The sequence below is a fragment of the Mycolicibacterium llatzerense genome, assembly GCF_000878195.1.
In the GTDB taxonomy this organism is placed as follows: domain Bacteria; phylum Actinomycetota; class Actinomycetes; order Mycobacteriales; family Mycobacteriaceae; genus Mycobacterium; species Mycobacterium llatzerense.
This window is the reverse complement of record NZ_JXST01000014.1, coordinates 117881-134244: the sequence shown is the minus strand read 5'-3', so window position 1 is coordinate 134244 and position 16364 is coordinate 117881. Positions and strand designations below refer to the sequence as shown.

At 65.4% G+C, this 16364-nt stretch carries 16 protein-coding genes and 1 pseudogene; 6 read left to right on the top strand and 11 right to left on the bottom strand.

Features of this window, described 5'->3' with window-relative positions; genetic code table 11:
- The 3 genes and pseudogenes from TL10_RS29590 to TL10_RS12105 all read right to left on the bottom strand — a co-directional run.
- Window positions 1-445, bottom strand: a pseudogene (locus TL10_RS29590) (hypothetical protein); the annotation flags it as partial.
- A 61-nt stretch (window positions 446-506) separates the two neighbouring features.
- The gene (locus TL10_RS12110) at window positions 507-1076 is read right to left on the bottom strand and encodes an orotate phosphoribosyltransferase (RefSeq protein ID WP_043402363.1); all 570 of its coding nucleotides are present in this window, start codon (window positions 1074-1076) and stop codon (window positions 507-509) included.
- A gap of 10 nt (window positions 1077-1086) precedes the next feature.
- Window positions 1087-1887 carry a HugZ family pyridoxamine 5'-phosphate oxidase gene (locus tag TL10_RS12105; protein ID WP_043985837.1) on the bottom strand — a complete coding sequence of 267 codons (801 nt, stop codon included), beginning with the start codon at window positions 1885-1887 and terminating at the stop codon, window positions 1087-1089.
- A gap of 38 nt (window positions 1888-1925) precedes the next feature.
- Here TL10_RS12105 and treS point away from each other — a divergent pair, with 38 nt between their 5' ends.
- Window positions 1926-3650 (top strand): maltose alpha-D-glucosyltransferase, encoded by a 1725-nt coding sequence (treS, locus tag TL10_RS12100; protein ID WP_043985836.1) that lies wholly within the window; start codon window positions 1926-1928, stop codon window positions 3648-3650.
- The gene (locus tag TL10_RS12095; RefSeq protein ID WP_043985835.1) at window positions 3650-4921 is read left to right on the top strand and encodes a maltokinase N-terminal cap-like domain-containing protein; all 1272 of its coding nucleotides are present in this window, start codon (window positions 3650-3652) and stop codon (window positions 4919-4921) included. Before treS ends, TL10_RS12095 begins: the two co-directional genes overlap by 1 nt.
- Before the next feature lie 296 nt (window positions 4922-5217).
- On the opposite strand, the gene TL10_RS30945 is transcribed toward TL10_RS12095, so the two are convergent.
- The 6 genes from TL10_RS30945 to TL10_RS12065 all read right to left on the bottom strand — a co-directional run bounded on the left by TL10_RS30945 (window position 5218) and on the right by TL10_RS12065 (window position 11416).
- Complete coding sequence (locus tag TL10_RS30945; protein WP_131630723.1) at window positions 5218-6558, bottom strand: HEPN domain-containing protein; 1341 nt, start codon at window positions 6556-6558, stop codon at window positions 5218-5220.
- 228 nt (window positions 6559-6786) lie between these two features.
- Window positions 6787-7839: a GTP pyrophosphokinase gene (locus TL10_RS12085; protein ID WP_131630722.1), complete on the bottom strand. Its 1053-nt coding sequence runs from the start codon at window positions 7837-7839 to the stop codon at window positions 6787-6789.
- Between the two features lie 316 nt (window positions 7840-8155).
- Window positions 8156-9229 (bottom strand): cellulase family glycosylhydrolase, encoded by a 1074-nt coding sequence (locus TL10_RS12080; protein ID WP_052506396.1) that lies wholly within the window; start codon window positions 9227-9229, stop codon window positions 8156-8158.
- A gap of 123 nt (window positions 9230-9352) precedes the next feature.
- A complete protein-coding gene (locus TL10_RS12075; RefSeq protein ID WP_192830220.1) occupies window positions 9353-10093 on the bottom strand; it encodes an ABC transporter permease in 741 nt (246 codons plus the stop codon).
- 58 nt (window positions 10094-10151) lie between these two features.
- Window positions 10152-10973 (bottom strand): ATP-binding cassette domain-containing protein, encoded by an 822-nt coding sequence (locus TL10_RS12070; protein WP_043985832.1) that lies wholly within the window; start codon window positions 10971-10973, stop codon window positions 10152-10154.
- Window positions 10970-11416 carry a MarR family winged helix-turn-helix transcriptional regulator gene (locus TL10_RS12065; RefSeq protein ID WP_043985831.1) on the bottom strand — a complete coding sequence of 149 codons (447 nt, stop codon included), beginning with the start codon at window positions 11414-11416 and terminating at the stop codon, window positions 10970-10972. The genes TL10_RS12070 and TL10_RS12065 overlap by 4 nt, the downstream gene beginning before the upstream one ends.
- A gap of 55 nt (window positions 11417-11471) precedes the next feature.
- Between TL10_RS12065 and TL10_RS12060 the strand changes: the two genes are divergently transcribed.
- The gene (locus TL10_RS12060) at window positions 11472-12272 is read left to right on the top strand and encodes an enoyl-CoA hydratase/isomerase family protein (protein WP_043985830.1); all 801 of its coding nucleotides are present in this window, start codon (window positions 11472-11474) and stop codon (window positions 12270-12272) included.
- A gap of 26 nt (window positions 12273-12298) precedes the next feature.
- On the opposite strand, the gene TL10_RS12055 is transcribed toward TL10_RS12060, so the two are convergent.
- Entirely contained in the window at window positions 12299-12847 is a 549-nt protein-coding gene (locus tag TL10_RS12055) for an isochorismatase family protein (protein ID WP_043985829.1), read from the bottom strand.
- A 55-nt stretch (window positions 12848-12902) separates the two neighbouring features.
- Between TL10_RS12055 and TL10_RS12050 the strand changes: the two genes are divergently transcribed.
- Window positions 12903-13472, top strand: coding sequence for a TetR/AcrR family transcriptional regulator (locus TL10_RS12050; RefSeq protein ID WP_043402383.1), 570 nt, complete (start codon window positions 12903-12905; stop codon window positions 13470-13472).
- On the opposite strand, the gene TL10_RS12045 is transcribed toward TL10_RS12050, so the two are convergent.
- Window positions 13449-14075 carry a TetR/AcrR family transcriptional regulator gene (locus TL10_RS12045; RefSeq protein WP_043402388.1) on the bottom strand — a complete coding sequence of 209 codons (627 nt, stop codon included), beginning with the start codon at window positions 14073-14075 and terminating at the stop codon, window positions 13449-13451. The genes TL10_RS12050 and TL10_RS12045 overlap by 24 nt on opposite strands.
- A gap of 103 nt (window positions 14076-14178) precedes the next feature.
- Here TL10_RS12045 and TL10_RS12040 point away from each other — a divergent pair, with 103 nt between their 5' ends.
- Window positions 14179-15522, top strand: a complete 1344-nt coding sequence (locus TL10_RS12040; protein ID WP_043985828.1) for a cytochrome P450 — start codon at window positions 14179-14181, stop codon at window positions 15520-15522.
- Between the two features lie 9 nt (window positions 15523-15531).
- Complete coding sequence (locus TL10_RS12035) at window positions 15532-16350, top strand: alpha/beta fold hydrolase (RefSeq protein WP_043985827.1); 819 nt, start codon at window positions 15532-15534, stop codon at window positions 16348-16350.
- Window positions 16351-16364 lie beyond the last annotated feature (14 nt).

The following is a 16364-nucleotide window of genomic DNA, read 5'->3' as shown; positions in this document are numbered from 1 at the left end:
GACCAGCCGGCACCGGGCTGGGAGTCGAGGTGGCGGTCGTCGTTGTCGTCGTGGTGGTCGTCGTCGTCGGTTCCACCGGTGCCGGCTGGTCAGGCTCGGAATCCTTGCGGGTGGCCAGGACCACCAGTGAGACGACGAGCGCGACCACTGCCACCGCCACCACGATCAGCAGCGTCCGGGCGTCTTTCGTGCGATACCAGGGCGGCGGCGGTTCGCGGAAACGCCAGGTATTGGTGTTGAACGCGTCGAACGTGTCGCCGGTCGGCTCCGGTTCGGGGATGACGAACGAGCCGGTCGTCGGGCCGGCAAACGGTCCGGTGCCGTGCGGGCCAGGGTCGACGGCGCGGAACGGATCGGTGTCCGGGTCGCCGCCGGTCGCCTCAGCGGGTGATTCCAGCACGCCACCCGGCGATGGATCGCGCTCTGGGTCGTCGCTGTCAGCCACCTTCCAGATGCTAGGGGTGGCTCGCGCCAATTGCTCGGTATCGGCGCGCGTGTCCCAAGCTTTAGACGTCCTGGACCGGTTCGATGCCCAAATCGCGGTAGCTGACCAGTGCGGCAAACGGCACGCCACGCTTGGCGAAACGCTCGGTGGCGATGTCGCCGCGGTCGACCATCGGGATGACACCGGTGACCACAGCGCCGACGGAGGTGACGCGCTCGTAGGCGATTTCGGTCGAGCCACCGGTGCTGATCACGTCGTCGACGAGCAGCACCCGGGTGCCGGGCTCGATGCGGGTGCCCTCGATCCACTGCTCGCGGCCGCGGGCCTTCTGTTCCTTGCGGACCGAGAACCAGGCCTTGCCGGTGACCATCGCGACGCCGTGCGCCAACGGGTCGGCGCCCATGGTCAGGCCGCCGACCGCGTCGAACTCGATGCCGCGCAGTGCGGCGAGTTCAGCCACGGCCTTGCTGACGACCGTCAGGCTGACGCCGTTGTCGATGGCGAACTTGCCGTCGATGTAGTCGTGGCTGAGCTGCCCGCTGGCCAGCCGGAACGGCTCCTCACGGCGCTCGTAGCCGCGGGTGCGGATCAGGTCGAATGCGGCTTCCCAGCTCTGCGGGCGATCAGACATGATGCGAATCCTAAACCTGGCGGGACAGTCGAGCCAATTCGACTGTCGCTGAACGTAATTCGTCGATGGACTGCAACGGCTGTGCGTATCCGATGCGGGTGTAGGCCATGCCGCGAGTGGTGTCGACCCGCAGATCCAGGCCGTACCGGTCGGCGCCGGTGCAGGTCGCGGACTCGGTGTCGGGGTATCCGCCCAGCACCCGGGCCATGGCCGCGAGCGAGTCGGCATGGTCGGCGTTCAGGTGCGCGACGGCCCCGGCGGCCGACGGTGTCACCGGATCCGGCTGGGCCGCAGCGTAATCCGCACCCGTGGTCGAATCCATGCGACCGTAGCCGCCGACCCACCGGACGCGGTCGACATGCAGCACCCACAGCGCGAAGTCGCTGTAGTCGATGTAGTACTTCGCGGCCGGTACCGCGGCCACGTGGGCGTCCCGGGCGGCCTCCCGCTCGGCGCCTTCTGGCCGCGCCACTCGTCCGGCCAGCGTGACGCGGCCACCGGCCAGGGGGTCCTTGTCGGTGCTGGCCGCGATGATCGAGATGCTGGCCCGCTGGTCGCCAGCGAGGTTGCGGCCGTGCTCGGCCAGATTCGACACGCACAGCACCGGTGCGCCGTCGAGCAGCCCATAGGTCACCATCGACGCCCACGGATCGCCGTCGGCGGTCAGGGTCGCGAGGGTTCCGGTGTTGGTCGAGGCCGCGATGGTGCGGGCCTCCTCGGCGGCCGACGGCCGGGTCGGATTGACGATTTCAGCCAACGGCGGCGGGATCGTCGGGGCATCACCTGGGTCACCATGATCGCGTGTCGCCACGTTTGCACCCTACTGCGACGCGGGTACGTTGGTTGTCGATGGACGCCTCCAACGGTGGCGTGGAACATCCAAGCGCCGCGGACTTCGGACATGCGCGGGTCCTCCCTGAGGACCGCACCTGGTTCAAGCGCGCGGTTTTCTATGAGGTGTTGGTCCGCGCCTTCTACGACTCAGATGCTGACGGCTCAGGCGACCTCCGGGGTCTGACCGAGCGACTCGACTACTTGAAATGGCTTGGTGTCGACTGTATTTGGTTGCCGCCGTTCTACGATTCGCCGCTGCGCGACGGCGGTTACGACATCCGCGACTTCTACAAGGTGCTGCCCGAATTCGGCACCGTCGAGGACTTCGTCGCGCTGCTCGATGCCGCGCACCGGCGCGGCATCCGCGTCATCACCGACCTGGTGATGAACCACACTTCGGACACCCATGCGTGGTTCCAGGAGTCCCGTCGCGATCCCACCGGGCCCTACGGCGACTACTACGTGTGGAGCGACACCAGCGAGAAGTACACCGACGCGCGCGTCATCTTCGTCGACACCGAGGAATCCAACTGGACCTTCGACGCGGTGCGCAAGCAGTTCTACTGGCACCGCTTCTTCTCCCACCAGCCCGACCTGAACTACGACAACCCCGCCGTGCAGGAAGCGATGATCGACGTGCTGCGCTTCTGGCTGGGCCTGGGCATCGACGGCTTCCGCCTGGACGCGGTGCCGTACCTGTTCGAGCGCGAGGGCACCAACTGCGAGAACCTGCCCGAGACCCATGCCTTCCTCAAGCGCTGCCGCAAGGTGATCGACGACGAGTTCCCGGGGCGGGTGCTGCTGGCGGAGGCCAATCAATGGCCGGCGGACGTCGTCGCATATTTCGGCGATCCGGAGACCGGCGGCGACGAATGCCACATGGCCTTCCATTTCCCGTTGATGCCAAGGATTTTCATGGCGGTCCGCCGGGAGTCCCGCTTCCCGATCTCGGAGATTCTGGCCCAGACCCCACCCATACCCGACCTCGCTCAATGGGGCATCTTCCTGCGCAACCACGACGAGCTGACCCTGGAGATGGTCACCGACGAAGAGCGCGACTACATGTACGCCGAGTACGCCAAGGACCCGCGGATGAAGGCGAACGTCGGCATCCGCCGGCGCCTGGCGCCGCTGCTGGAGAACGACCGCAACCAGACCGAACTGTTCACTGCGATGCTGCTGTCACTGCCCGGCTCGCCGGTGCTGTACTACGGCGACGAGATCGGGATGGGCGACATCATCTGGCTGGGTGACCGCGACGGCGTGCGGACCCCGATGCAGTGGACAGCCGACCGCAACGCCGGGTTCTCCACTGCCAACCCCGGGCGGCTGTACGTGCCGCCGAGCCAGGACCCCGTGTACGGCTATCAGGCGGTGAATGTCGAAGCGCAGCGCGACAGCACGAATTCCCTGCTCAACTGGACTCGCACCATGCTCGCGGTGCGGCGGCGACACGACGCGTTCGCCGTCGGCTCCTTCCGCGAACTCGGCGGGCCCAACCCGTCGGCGCTGACGTACGTGCGTGAACTCGAAGGTGACACCGTTTTGTGCGTCAACAATCTCTCCCGTTTCCCGCAGCCGATCGAACTGAACCTGCAGCATTGGAACGGCTACACCCCGGTTGAACTGACCGGCCGGGTTGAGTTCCCCCGAATCGGGGAACTGCCGTACCTGTTGACGCTGCCCGGGCATGGTTTCTACTGGTTCTCGTTGCGTGCGCCCGTCGGTGAGGAGCCGTGATGGATCCACAGTTGACCGAATACCTGACCCAGCAGCGCTGGTATGCCGGCCGTAACCGCGAGCTCACCAGCGCCGAACCGGCGCTGGTGGTGGCGTTGCGCGACGACGTCGACCTGGTGCTGCTCGACGTCGACTACGACGACGGCCCCGGCGAGCGGTACCAGTTGGTGCTGCGCCGGCTGGTGGACGGCGATACCGCGTTCGATGCCATGGGTGACCCCGAGGTCGCGAACCTGCTGCTGGGCCTGATCGCGGAGTCGGCGACGGTCGGCCCGGTTGCGTTCGCCTTGGAACCGGGTGCCCGGCTCCCACTGGCGGCGCCGTCGCGGGTGGTCAGCGCCGAGCAGAGCAACACCAGCGTGGTGTTCGGTGAGGCCGCGATCCTCAAGGTGTTCCGCCGCGTGACGTCCGGCGTGAATCCCGACATCGAGCTGACCCGGGTGCTGAGCCGGGCCGGTAGCCCGCATGTTGCGCCGCTGCTGGGGACGATGTCGCTGGAGGGCGGCCCGGAGACGGCATTGGGCATGGTGGCCCGTTTCGCCGACAATGCCGCCGAGGGCTGGGACATGGCCGTCGCCAGCACTCGCGATCTGTACGCCGAAGGGGACCTGTACGCCGACGAGGTGGGCGGCGACTTCGCGGGCGAGTCGGAGCGGCTGGGGCAGGCCGTCGCGGCGGTGCACGCCACGCTGGCCGCCGAGTTGGGCACGGCCACCGCGCTGTTCCCGGTGGCGACGATGCTGGAGCGGCTGGCAGAGGTGACGGCGTCGGTGCCACAGGTCCGCGAGTTCGCCGCGGCCATCGAGGCGCGCTACCGCGCGCTCGAGGGACAGCCGATCACGGTGCAGCGGATCCACGGCGATCTGCATCTGGGCCAGGTGCTGCGCACCCCCGAGACCTGGCTGCTGATCGACTTCGAAGGCGAGCCCGGACAGTCGCTGGAGCAGCGCCGGGCACCGGACTCGCCGCTGCGCGACGTCGCGGGCGTCCTGCGGTCCTATCAATACGCGGCGTTCCAGCGGCTCACCGAAGGCGGCGGCAACGACCAGCGCCGCAAGCAGCTGGCCGCGCGCGCCCGCGAGTGGGCCGACCGGAACCGGACGGCGTTCTGCGCGGGCTACGCAGAGGGTGGCGGGACGGACGTCGACGCTGACCTACTGGTCGCCTACGAACTCGACAAGGCGGTGTACGAAGCCGGGTACGAGGCCCGGCACCGGCCGCACTGGCTGGACCTGCCGCTGGGCGCGATCGCCAACATCGTCGGCGGTTAGGTGTACTAACCGGGTGCGTGCTCGGGACTGACGCGATTGGCAGGCGGCCCGGCCTGTCTACGACTCCGCAGTCGATAGCTTGGGAGCTGTGACTCGTGCCCGTCCGTTGTGCTGCTCTATGAGATCCCGGTGCGAGTACCGAATGCCAACCGTGAGATCGGCTGGTTGGCCTGTACTGACCGACACCGCTTCCACCTTTGTCGACTCCGTGACAATGATGGGCATCCCAAACTGTTTCGTGAGCTCCGTACCCTCATCGATGGTGCGATTTGTGAGGTGGGCACGATGAACGATCGCTACTTAACTTCACTAGCAACCTGATTTACCATTGCGTCGAGGGCAGTGAACACATACCGGTCGTCGACCGTCTTCGGGCTGAAGTCAGGATCAAGGATAGCGTTACGCAATATGGTGCTGACAGCTGCCGAACCGAAGCGACTAACGTGCATTGGCGGACCGCCTGCGAAAGTTATCGCTGCCTCCATATATTCGACCGTTCCGCCGTGTACCACCTTGGACCTGTGGTTGTACATTTCTTTCGTTGCGCCATAGATATCGCGGGCAGGGGCGCCCCACAGCGTACTGAGCATTGCGGCAGTGCGCATTGATAAGCGATGTACGATCTCAGCAGAACCGCTGCCGAATAGCGCTTCAATTGCGATGCACAAATCGACGATTCGATCGTCACCGTTGTCTCGCGCTAATGCGCGCCGGTAGCGAGTCGCCGCGGCTTGCACACTGCGGTCGCAATGTGGCAGGCGCTCGTTAATCTGCAATGCTAGGTTCGATTGACTTTGATCGAGCTTTGTTGGGGCAAATGTTATCCCTGGGTATCGAATTCGATCAATCCTGCCCGTGTAGTCTCGAACAACATTTACAGGGCCCTCTTCCTCCGAGGGCCACGCCGACCAATCGGATGCGACCACTGCGTATTCGGCCCATTCTGCTGGGCTTGGACTCGCGATGGTTAGTGATTCAAAGAACCGCTCGATAGCTTTCTCGGCGTCATCGGTTAAATGCGCATAATGATAACGGCCAAAGCCTTCGACCCGAACTGTCGTGTCACATAGCCGGAACGACATTGATGGGGAGTTTAAGATATCAACGTCATATGAGGCGATTTGGCTCCTCGATTTGTTGGATCGAAATACTCTGCTCCGGTCCTCGGGTATTGGCTCAACTCGCCACGAACCATCCGCTGAGGCAATCGGTTGTGGATCGACCCCCAATATCGGCACAACAATATCGGCGGTCATGCGCGTCGCATCAGAGAGTAGGTACCGTTCGTACGGTACGTAGTGCGCTAACAGCAGCGACTCGTCAATTTGGCCCTGATGGACGCGGCTCTGCAGGGCCTTTGTGGCTAGCGTGATTGGAATCTGTGCGACTTCATGTCCTGCGACGTACCAATCGTCCTGTGAATCGTTTCGTGGAAGCTCAAGTTTGGCTCGGGCATGAGGTGCACGTTCGATTTCGGCAATCAGTTGGGGTAGAGATGCGATATCCGCCTCGGCCAGTTCGAGGTGATTCGTTTTGTCAGACTCGTTGGGTGGGTCAACGATTGCGGAGCTTAATACTTCTTGAGTGCATGCGTGAACTGCGTTCCAGAGCTCCGCATTGGAGGGCACTGTCACCATGCTTCATGCCTACCCGAGCGGAAGATCACCCACAAGTGGCAATTCCTAGGTAGTGGTTGCTGCGGTCCCGCGATAGTGGCACTCGGCGAAATGCTGATGACTGCGGCATTGAGAGAAGTCCTGTGACTTCCCCAAGTTTATGGTGCAGACCTAACTGGGCGCGCATGTGCATCGACATCGTCGGTATGCTCGGCTCACGTTCGGCTAACTAGTCGGGTCATTCCCGAGTCAATAGTCGACTGGGTTGTCCTCGTTGTCGTCGTCATCATCATCGGCCGATGGGCTGATCTTGAAGTCAGGAACAGCTGCGTTTAGGATCGTCCGCGCAAAACCGACGTCGGTAAAGTAGTACCCTTCCGAGTTCAGTGGAATAGATACTTCTGAAAGAAAATCAGCCTCAAAATCATGGCCTAACTGATCATTTTCAGCAAGAATTTCACGGAGACCGTCGATTGTGACGATGTCGACAGCAGCGAGTTCTTCTACCAATTCGGAGTACGTGATAGCGTCGCTCGCATCTCGGGCCGGATAGTATTGACGTAGGAATGCTTTCAACGTGCTGCGATCGTTCGATACGGCTGTCCGGTCAGGCCGATTTGCCTTGCGGCTATTTTTAGACGCGCCTTCTACCACTAGCTGTTCGGCGCGTTCCTCTGAACGGGAAATCTCATGCCGTAAGTGCTGGAAGCTCTTGTCGGCGACATGGAAGAGTCCAACTAACGCGTTGATGTCACGCTTGAGTTCGTTAGGGATACTTTGTGCACCTTTGTACGCCAAGGTGTGTTCGACCGAAGCCCATGCATCTTGCAAGATGGTTCGCACTTGCACTTCGAAATCGAGTTGCTTGATGTTGTCATAGTGCGGACCAACATGATCCGCTCGAATCCGAGCTTGATAGTGAACTGATTGATAGCGGAAGAGTTCGGGTGATATCGCTGCGCTTTTATCGTCTTCGTCGAAGACGTCGAAGACTTCTCTGAGGATACGGTCGATCTTAGGTAGGTCATCCAGGAACAAGCAAACAATCCGTGCACCAACGAGATCTGACATTTGCTTTAAGGGGTCCTTGTAGCCCTTCCTCGCTACCTTCCCTAAGTAGCTGTCGCGTGCCTTCACTCGGGACACAACGTTGTGCGCTTTCATCGAGTTCTTCCGAAGAGCTGCGTGGATTGCAAACTCGACTTCGGAGCGGAGCTCTTCCAATATCTCCGCCTGCTCGTCGTACTCCACGCCGAGGCGTCCTGCGTCATGGGCCGCCCCACTCACACCGTCTACCGTCACATCGGCATTGTTCCTTGAGCAGCGGTCGGGGATCCCATCGGGACGGTAGGCATTTGAGGTGCACTCAATTGGAGGTGGGCCTGGAGGCGTTGAAGCGCTTGGGCACCACTAACCGGCCGAAGACTATTTCGGGACTGCGAGGCCGTTGATGCACTTGTGGTGATGCGGACCGCAGCGATCTACGCATCTGAGGATCACACTGAGGTGCGCTTTGGTGGCCTAGGTGGGAATTCCAGTTAGGGACCCAGTGACGGCCTACGCGTGGCCACGTAGGCCGCCGTCAGCACCGATGCAAGACCGCCTACTGTCGCGGTCTTTAGGCCATGGACTTGACGACTGCCTGAGCGGGCTTCGGGCTCCAGTCGGTGCGGTAGACACCGATGGATTCCTCGGGGTTCGAGCTGCCGGTGACGCGGTCGCGCGTGGTGTAGATGTACGACGGTCCGGCGTAGGGCAGCGTGCGCCACTTGGCCAGGAAGTCGCGGATGTAGTCGGCCTGGGTGGCCTCGTCGACGGCCGAGTTGGGCTCGCCGTACTCGGTGGCCCAGATCTTCTTGCCGCCGTCACCGTTGGCGGCCATGGCGGCATGGATGCCGTCGGTCTGGCTCAGCGGCGAGTTGGGCACTCCGGCGCCGGCCGAGAACTTCAGGTTGTAGTGGTACGGGTGGAACGACAGCGCGTCGAACGAGCCGGCCGCACCGGCGGCGTACATCCGCTGGATGAAGGTCACCGGGTCCAGGGTCAGCGAGCCGAACGACACGACCGCGCCGACCACACCGCCGATCACGACGGCGCCGCGGTCGGCGGCCTTGATCTTCGGGTACGACGCCTTGAGCATGTCGGCGTAGACGCCGGGCTCCGGGCCCTGCGGGCCGGACGTCCAGGACATCACGGCGTTGGGCTCGTTCCAGATCTCGTAGGCGTCCACCCGGCCCCGGTAGTGCGCGGCGACCGCGCCGGCGAAATCGCCGTACACCGCGGCGGAGGCCGGCGGGCTGCTGATCGGGATGGCGCCGGGCGCCACGGCCCAGGCCGGCGTCGCGACGATCGCGCCGACCACCGACATGTGGCGGGCATTGGCCGCCCCGACGACAGTGTCGACCTGGCCCCAGTTGAAGCTGCCCTGGGTGCCTTCGACGCCGGCCCACGGAATGATGATGCGGACGGTGCGCACACCGGTCGCCGACATCAGGTCGAAGGTGTGGTTGATGTCGTCGGCGTTCATGCCGTAGACGTCGGAATCGGCGAAGCCGACACTGCTGGCCGACTGGCTGATGCCCGTCGGGATGAACGGGATGGTGACCGGATTATTGGCCAGGGTTTCGGTGGCGGCGGCGGAAACTGCCGCGACGGTGAAGAGGGCTGCAGCGATCTTGGTGACGTTGCGCAACGTTGACTCCAATCTAGGGCACTGCTGTTGATCTCGACCCCCGCCGAATGGGTTGAACCTAACAGCTGCTGAGGCGGTAGCAGGCAGGACCGAGCGAGACAACTCCGATGCGAACAGCGTTCGTCAGCGGACCAGGCGCCGCAGCAGCGCCGACGCGGCGGCGATGCCGAGGACTGCGGCGACGGCCAGGACCGTGATGTCCAGCAGGGTGTTGCCCGGGGTGCCCAGCAGTAGTGAGCGCAGGGCGTTCACTTCATACGACAGCGGGTTCACAGTGGACAGTGCGTGCAGCCAGCTCGGCATGATGTCCACCGGATACAGCGCGTTGGATGCGAAGAACAGCGGCATGGTGATGGCCTGGCCGATGCCCATCAGGCGGTCGCGGTTGCGGACCAGCCCTGCCAAAGTCATTGACAGGCAAGAGAAGAACGCCGACCCGAGCATCACCACCGCCATGGCGGCCAGGATGCGCAGCGGGTTGAACGTCAGATGGATGCCCATCAGCAGGGCGATCAGCAGCACTCCGATCACCTGGGCTATCGATCGGACTCCCGCGGCAAAGGCCTTTCCGGTGATCAATGCCGACGCCGGTGACGGAGTCACCATCAGTTTGGCCAGGATGCCGGCGTCCCGGTCCCAGACGATCTGGATGCCGTAGAAGATCGAGATGAACAGCGCCGATTGGGCGATGATGCCGGGCGCCAGGAAGGCCAGATATGGCACGTTGCCGGTGTCGATGACGTGCAGCCGTGAGAACGTCTGGCCGAAGATGAGCAGCCACAGCGCGGGCTGCACCATCCGGGTGACCAATTCTGTGCGGTCGTACCGCAGCTTCTGCAACTCGACGAGTGCAAACGCACCCATACGCCGGGCCAGGCCACCGATGCGCCGGGCGCCGCGGGGTGCGAGGACCAGTTCGACGTCAACTGACACGGCGGGCCGTCCTCCTTCCGGCGCGGACTTCCTGCATGGACTGGCGGTCAGCATCGCCAGCGGCCTCGCCCGACAAATCGGATCCGGCGTGGTGTCGGAAGACGTCCTCGAGACTGGCCGACGGGCCGAGCTGTGCTTTCAGATCCGTGGGGGAACCGACGGCCTGCAGCGTGCCGTGGTGCATGAGGGCCACCCGGTCGCACAACGCGTCGGCCTCCTCCATGTAGTGAGTGGTGAGCAGGACCGTCATGCCGAACTCCTGCTGCATGTTCGCCACCTGGGTCCAAACGCTGTCGCGGGCAATGGGATCCAGGCCGACTGTCGGCTCATCGAGGATCAACAGCGAGGGTCGGTTCACCAGGGCCTGCGCCAACTCGAGTCGGCGGACCATGCCGCCGGAGAACGTCTTGGCGGGGCGATCGGCGACCTCGAGCAGCTGCATGGCCCGGAGCGCGTCGTCGACGCGGGCGCGGCGTTCGCGTCGCGGCACGTCGTACAGGCGGGCGAACAGGTCGACATTCTGGCGCCCGGTGAGTGCGGACTCGATCGAAAGCTGTTGCGGCACATAACCGAGGTTCTGGCGGATGTCCATGGTGCGGCATCTGGTGTCGAGTCCGAAGATGCGGACCTGCCCGTCCTGCACCGGCGTCAGAGTGGTGAGCAGCCGTACCAGAGTGGTCTTGCCGGCCCCGTTGGGACCCAGTAACCCCATCGTTTCGCCCACGGCGACGGTCAGGCTCAGGTCGTCGATCGCGGTGAAGTCGCCGTAGTGGTGGGTGACATGGTCGCATTCGATGGCGGGAGTGCTCATGGCTGACTCTCCTGAAGCATGCGGGTCATCTCGGCCAGAACGTTCAATCCTTTTGTCAGATCGTCGATCTGCTCGTCGTCGAGTTGGTTCAGCACATCGCCGAGTGCCGACCGGCGGGCGGCACGGGTCTGGTCGGCGAGTTGTTGGGCGGGTTCGGTCAGTTGGAGCCGGCCGATCCGGCGGTCGCCGGGGTCGGTGCTGCGAACCAGGAGGTTGTCGGCGGTCAGCTTCGAAACCAGCGTTGACGCGGTGTTGGCGGCCAGGCCCAGTTCCTCTGCGGCCTCACGTACCGAGATGCCGGGCTGGCGGCCGACGAGCCGGAGCAGCTCGGCCTGTGACTGGGTGACGCCCGCGAAGCTCCCTCCGGCGGTCCGGCGCAGTTGCCTGCGGAACCGGCCGACGGTGTGGAACAGGTCGGTGGTGAGGTCAGCGTGGGCAGGCACGTTCCCACAATACCTCTGTTGCAGAGGTATTGCAGCGGCGTGGTTTACTCGGGCGGTGTTCCCCGGATACCGCACGCTGCTGACGGAGTCCGACGGCGGCGTGGTGACGCTGACGCTGAACCGGCCGGAGCGGCGCAACGCTTTTGGCGACGGGATGCGTGACGAACTCGCCGACGCCTACACCCGCTGCAACGAGGCCGACGACGTCCGTGTCATCGTGCTGACCGGGGCACCGCCGGCGTTCTGCGCCGGTGCCGACCTGGCCGCGGGCGACCAGACCTTCGCGGCACCGGGCCCGGAGTTCAGCGCGGCCGGTATCCCGGTCCCGGCGTGGTCGTTGAGCAAACCGGTGATCGCGGCGGTCAATGGGCACGCGATCGGGTTGGGGCTGACCCTGGCGCTGCAGTGCGACATCCGGATTTTCGCCGCCGACGCACGCTACGGCGTCGTGCAGGTGCGGCGCGGCGTGGTCGGCGACGCGTACTCGCACTGGGCGCTGCCCCGTCTGGTCGGTATCGCGCGGGCCGCCGAAATCCTTTTGACCGGAGCAACTTTCGATGGTCACCGCGCGGCGGAGCTGGGCATCGCCAGCCGGGTGCTGCCCGCCGATGAGGTGCTGCCGGCCGCGCTGGCGGTGGCGCGTGACATCGCGGACAACACCGCGCCGATGTCGGTGGCGGCCAGCAAGCGGCTGCTTTGGGATTCCTTCGAGCTGTCACGCGACGAGGTCGGGGAGCGCGAGACCGAGATTCACCGCGCGGTGATGGCACACGACGACGCGAAGGAAGGCGTGCGGGCGATGCAGGCGGGGCGGCCGCCGCGGTGGTCGGGCCGGCCGGTGGATCCGACGCGCTAGGGGCGAGCGGAGCGACGGGAAGGGCTTCAGGCCACCGTCACGCCGGAATCTTTCAGGGCGGCAACGGCATTCGCGGTGCCGTCGGCAGAAACGCCGGCGGTGTAGTCGAGCAGGACCCGGGTGCGGAACCCGGCCTTGGCGGCGTCGGCCGCCGTCGCCTTGACGCAGTAGTCGGTGGCGATACCGACCACGTCGACCTCGTCGACACCGCGGGCGTGCAGCCAGTCCGCCAGCGGAGTGCCGGCGCCATCGGCCCCTTCGAACCCGCTGTACGCCGCCGAGTACCGGCCTTTGCGGAAGACGGCCTCGACCGCGGTCACATCCAGGTCGGGGTGGAACTGCTCGCCCGGGGTTCCGGCGACGCAGTGCGGCGGCCACGACGTCAGGTAGTCGGGTTCGTCGGAGAAATGCGCACCGGGGTCGATGTGATGGTCGGCGGTGGCCACGACGTGCTGATACTCATGGGCGCCCAGCAGGCCGGTGATCGCGCGGGCGACGGCGCTGCCGCCGGATACCGCGAGGGAACCGCCCTCGCAGAAGTCGTTCTGCACGTCGACGACGATCAACGCCCGCATGTGTCCACGGTAGACCGGTTGCTGCGCAACGTCCGGTGCCGTAGCGTCCGGACACGTGTCTGAACAGGCGCTTGAGCCCACCCGGCGCCGTTTGACGGCCAAACAGGCCGATACGGTCGACCGGCTGAGCCGTGCCGCGCTCGATCTGCTGCGCCGCGAGGGCTTTGCGGGTCTGACGGTCCGCCGGGTCGCGGCCGACGCTGGGGTCGGCGCCGCGACGGCCTACACCTACTTCTCGTCGAAGGAACACCTGGTCGCCGAGGTGTTCTGGCGCCGGCTGGCGGCCTCGCCGGCCGCGGCGCATGACTCCGATGACCCCGCCACCCGGGTGACCGAGGTGCTGCGGCACATCGCGCTGCTGGTGATCGACGAGCCGGAGTTCGCGGGGGCGGTGACCAACGCGCTGCTCGGGCGCGATCCTGATGTCGAGGTGCTGCGCCAGCGCATCGCCGGGGACATTCGCTCCCGGCTCGCCGCGGCACTCGGCCCGGACGTGGACGAGGACGTCATCGAGTCGCTGGAGATGCTCTATTCAGGCGCGCTGGTCCGCGCGGGGATGGGGTTCACGTCGTACGACGAGATCGCCGAGCGGCTGGAGAAGTCAGCCCGGCTGATGCTGCGCTGACGACCTGGCACCGAGGATCGCGAGCGCTGCGGTGAGCGCGGGTTCGGTGAGATCCGCGACGTCGCGGCCGTCCTCGACGAGCAGTGCGGTGAGTTCGCGAAAACCCCCGAGCAGGATCAGGGCCACCGGCCGGCTGATCGGGGACAGCCCCGCGCGCTGAAACCCCGCGCCGCTGCTGAGGTCGACGACCATGTCGGTGAGTTGCTCCATGGCGCGCCGGTTCAGCGGCAGCGCCACGTCGCCGAGGGCCGGCGCCTCGCGGATCCAGCTCAGGGTGATCGCGGGCCGGGAGGCGATGTGCGCGACGTACGCGTCGACCGCCCGCCGCACCTGCTGTTCCCAGTCGGCGTCGGGGTCGATGGCCGCGCGGATCCGCGCGATGAGGTCCTCGTTGTTGGAGCGCAGCAGCTCGACGAAACACTCTTCCTTGCTGGCGAACTGGTCGTAGAACGTGCGCTTGGAGGTCTTGGCGTTGCGGACGATGTCGGCGACGGTCGTGTCCCGGTAGCCCCGGGTGGACAGAGAGGTGGCGAGCCCGTCGAGCAGCCGCCCGCGGAACGGCTGCGCACCCGATTGTGCCGCGTTGACCTCGCCGACTGCCATCTGTCTCCCAAAACCCTTGCCTACCTGTGGTACTAGCCGGTACCGTACCGGATAACCCCGTGGTACACCGTGGTACCACGTAATTAGTGGCTTGGAGCGTGCCATGACGGAAACTGTCACCGCCGAACTCACCGAGTGTGCCCCGGCGATCCACTTGCCACCGGCGACCGGAGTCCCCAAGTTTTTCCAGGGGGTGGCGTTCGCGACCAATCGGCGCAAGTTCGTCAACCGCGTGGTTCCACGGGTCGGCCCGGTATTCACCTGTGATGTACCGGTTTTCGGCCGCGCCGTGATGGTGACCGACCCGCAACTGGCCAAGCAGCTGTTCGCGGCCAACTCCGCCGACGTCGGCAACATCCAGCCGAACCTGTCTCGGGTACTCGGCAGCGGATCGGTGTTCGCGCTCGACGGCTCCGAGCACCGGCTGCGCCGCAAGCTGCTGACCCCGCCGTTCCACGGCAAGAGCATCAAGAACTACGAGCGCATCTTCGAAGAGGAGACGCTGCGCGCGGCCGCGTCCTGGCCTGAGGGGAAGTCGTTCCCCACGCTCGAGCCGATGATGCACATCACCCTCAACGCCATCCTGCGCGCGGTGTTCGGGGCTGACGGCCATCATCTCGACGAACTGCGGCGGATCATCCCGCCGTGGGTGACCCTGGGGTCGCGGCTCGCCGTGCTGCCCATGCCGCAGCGGACGTACGGCCGATTCTCACCGTGGGGCCGGCTGGCCGAGTACCGGCGCCAGTACGACGAGGTGGTCGGCAGACTGATCGACGCAGTGGCCGCCGATCCCGATCTCGAGAGCCGCGACGATGTGCTGGCGCTGCTGCTCCGCAGTACCTACGAGGACGGTACGGCGATGTCCCGCAGCGACATTGCCGACGAACTGCTGACGCTGCTCGCCGCCGGCCATGAGACCACCGCGGCCACCCTGGCGTGGGCCTTCGAGCGGATCTCCCGGCACCCCGAGGTGCTGCGGCGGCTCGAAGACGAGGTAAAGACGGGCGAGACCGACGAGTACCGTCAGGCCGTGCTGCTGGAGGTGCAACGCATCCGCACCATCATCGATTTCGCCGGCCGGCACGTGTACGCCCCGGTGTTCCAGCTCGGAGAATGGGGCATTCCGCGCGGCTTCTCGATCATCGTCGCCATCGACCACATGCATGAGGACGCAAAGGAATTCGCCGATCCGGAGCGGTTCAACCCGGAGCGTTTCGTCGGGCACCGGCCGCCGCCGGCGTTCCTGCCGTTCGGTGGCGGCACCAGGCGCTGCGTCGGAGCGGTGTTCGCGCAGGTCGAGATGGACGTCGTGCTGCGGACGGTGCTGCGGCATTTCGCGATTCAGGTCAACAGCGCACCAGGGGAGAAGGTCTTCTCGCGTGGCGTGGCGTATACGCCAAAAGATGGTGGTCGCGTGACCCTACGCCGCCGCGTCAAGCCGCTGTAGGTTCATGCTGTGACCGAACGGATTTCGCAGTACCGCAACGACGGACTGACCTTCGACGTGGTCGATTCGGGCCCCATCGACGGCGACGTCGTGGTGTTGTTGCACGGCTTTCCGCAGACCGCCGAATCCTGGGCGGCGGTGTCGGCGCTGTTGCACGCCAACGGTTTCCGGACGCTTGCGCCCAACCAGCGCGGCTATTCGCCCGGTGCTCGGCCGAAGGGCCGGCGGCAGTACACGATCCCCAAACTGGCCGGTGACGTCGCCGCGCTGATCGACCTGGTCGGTGGACCGGTGCACGTGGTCGGGCACGACTGGGGCGCAGCCATCGCCTGGGCGCTGACCGCGACGAGACCGGAGTTGGTGCGCACCCTGACCGCGGTGTCGGTGCCGCACACCGGTGCCTTCCTGAAGGCGATGGCCGTCGGCACCCAGGCGCTGCACTCGTACTACATGCTGATCTTCCAGCTGCCGTGGCTCGGCGAGCGGTTCGCGCAGTTCGCCATGCCGCGCAGTGGCATGACACCCGATGCACTGGCCGTCACACGCGCCGAGGTGTTCGAGAGTGGGGCGCTGACCACCGCGCTCAACTGGTACCGCGCCATGCCATTCGTGAACCCGAAATCGGCGTTCATCCCGGTGACCCGGCCGACCACCTACATCTGGAGCGACGGCGACATCGCTCTCGGCCGCAAGGGCGCGCTGCTGACCGAGCAGTACGTCCACGCGCCGTACAAGTTCGAGATCGTGGCGGGTGCCAACCACTGGTTGCCCGATCAGCATCCCGAGCTGGTCGCCCGGTTGATCACCGAGCGCGCCGCCACCGTGTGATTCGTGCACGAAAA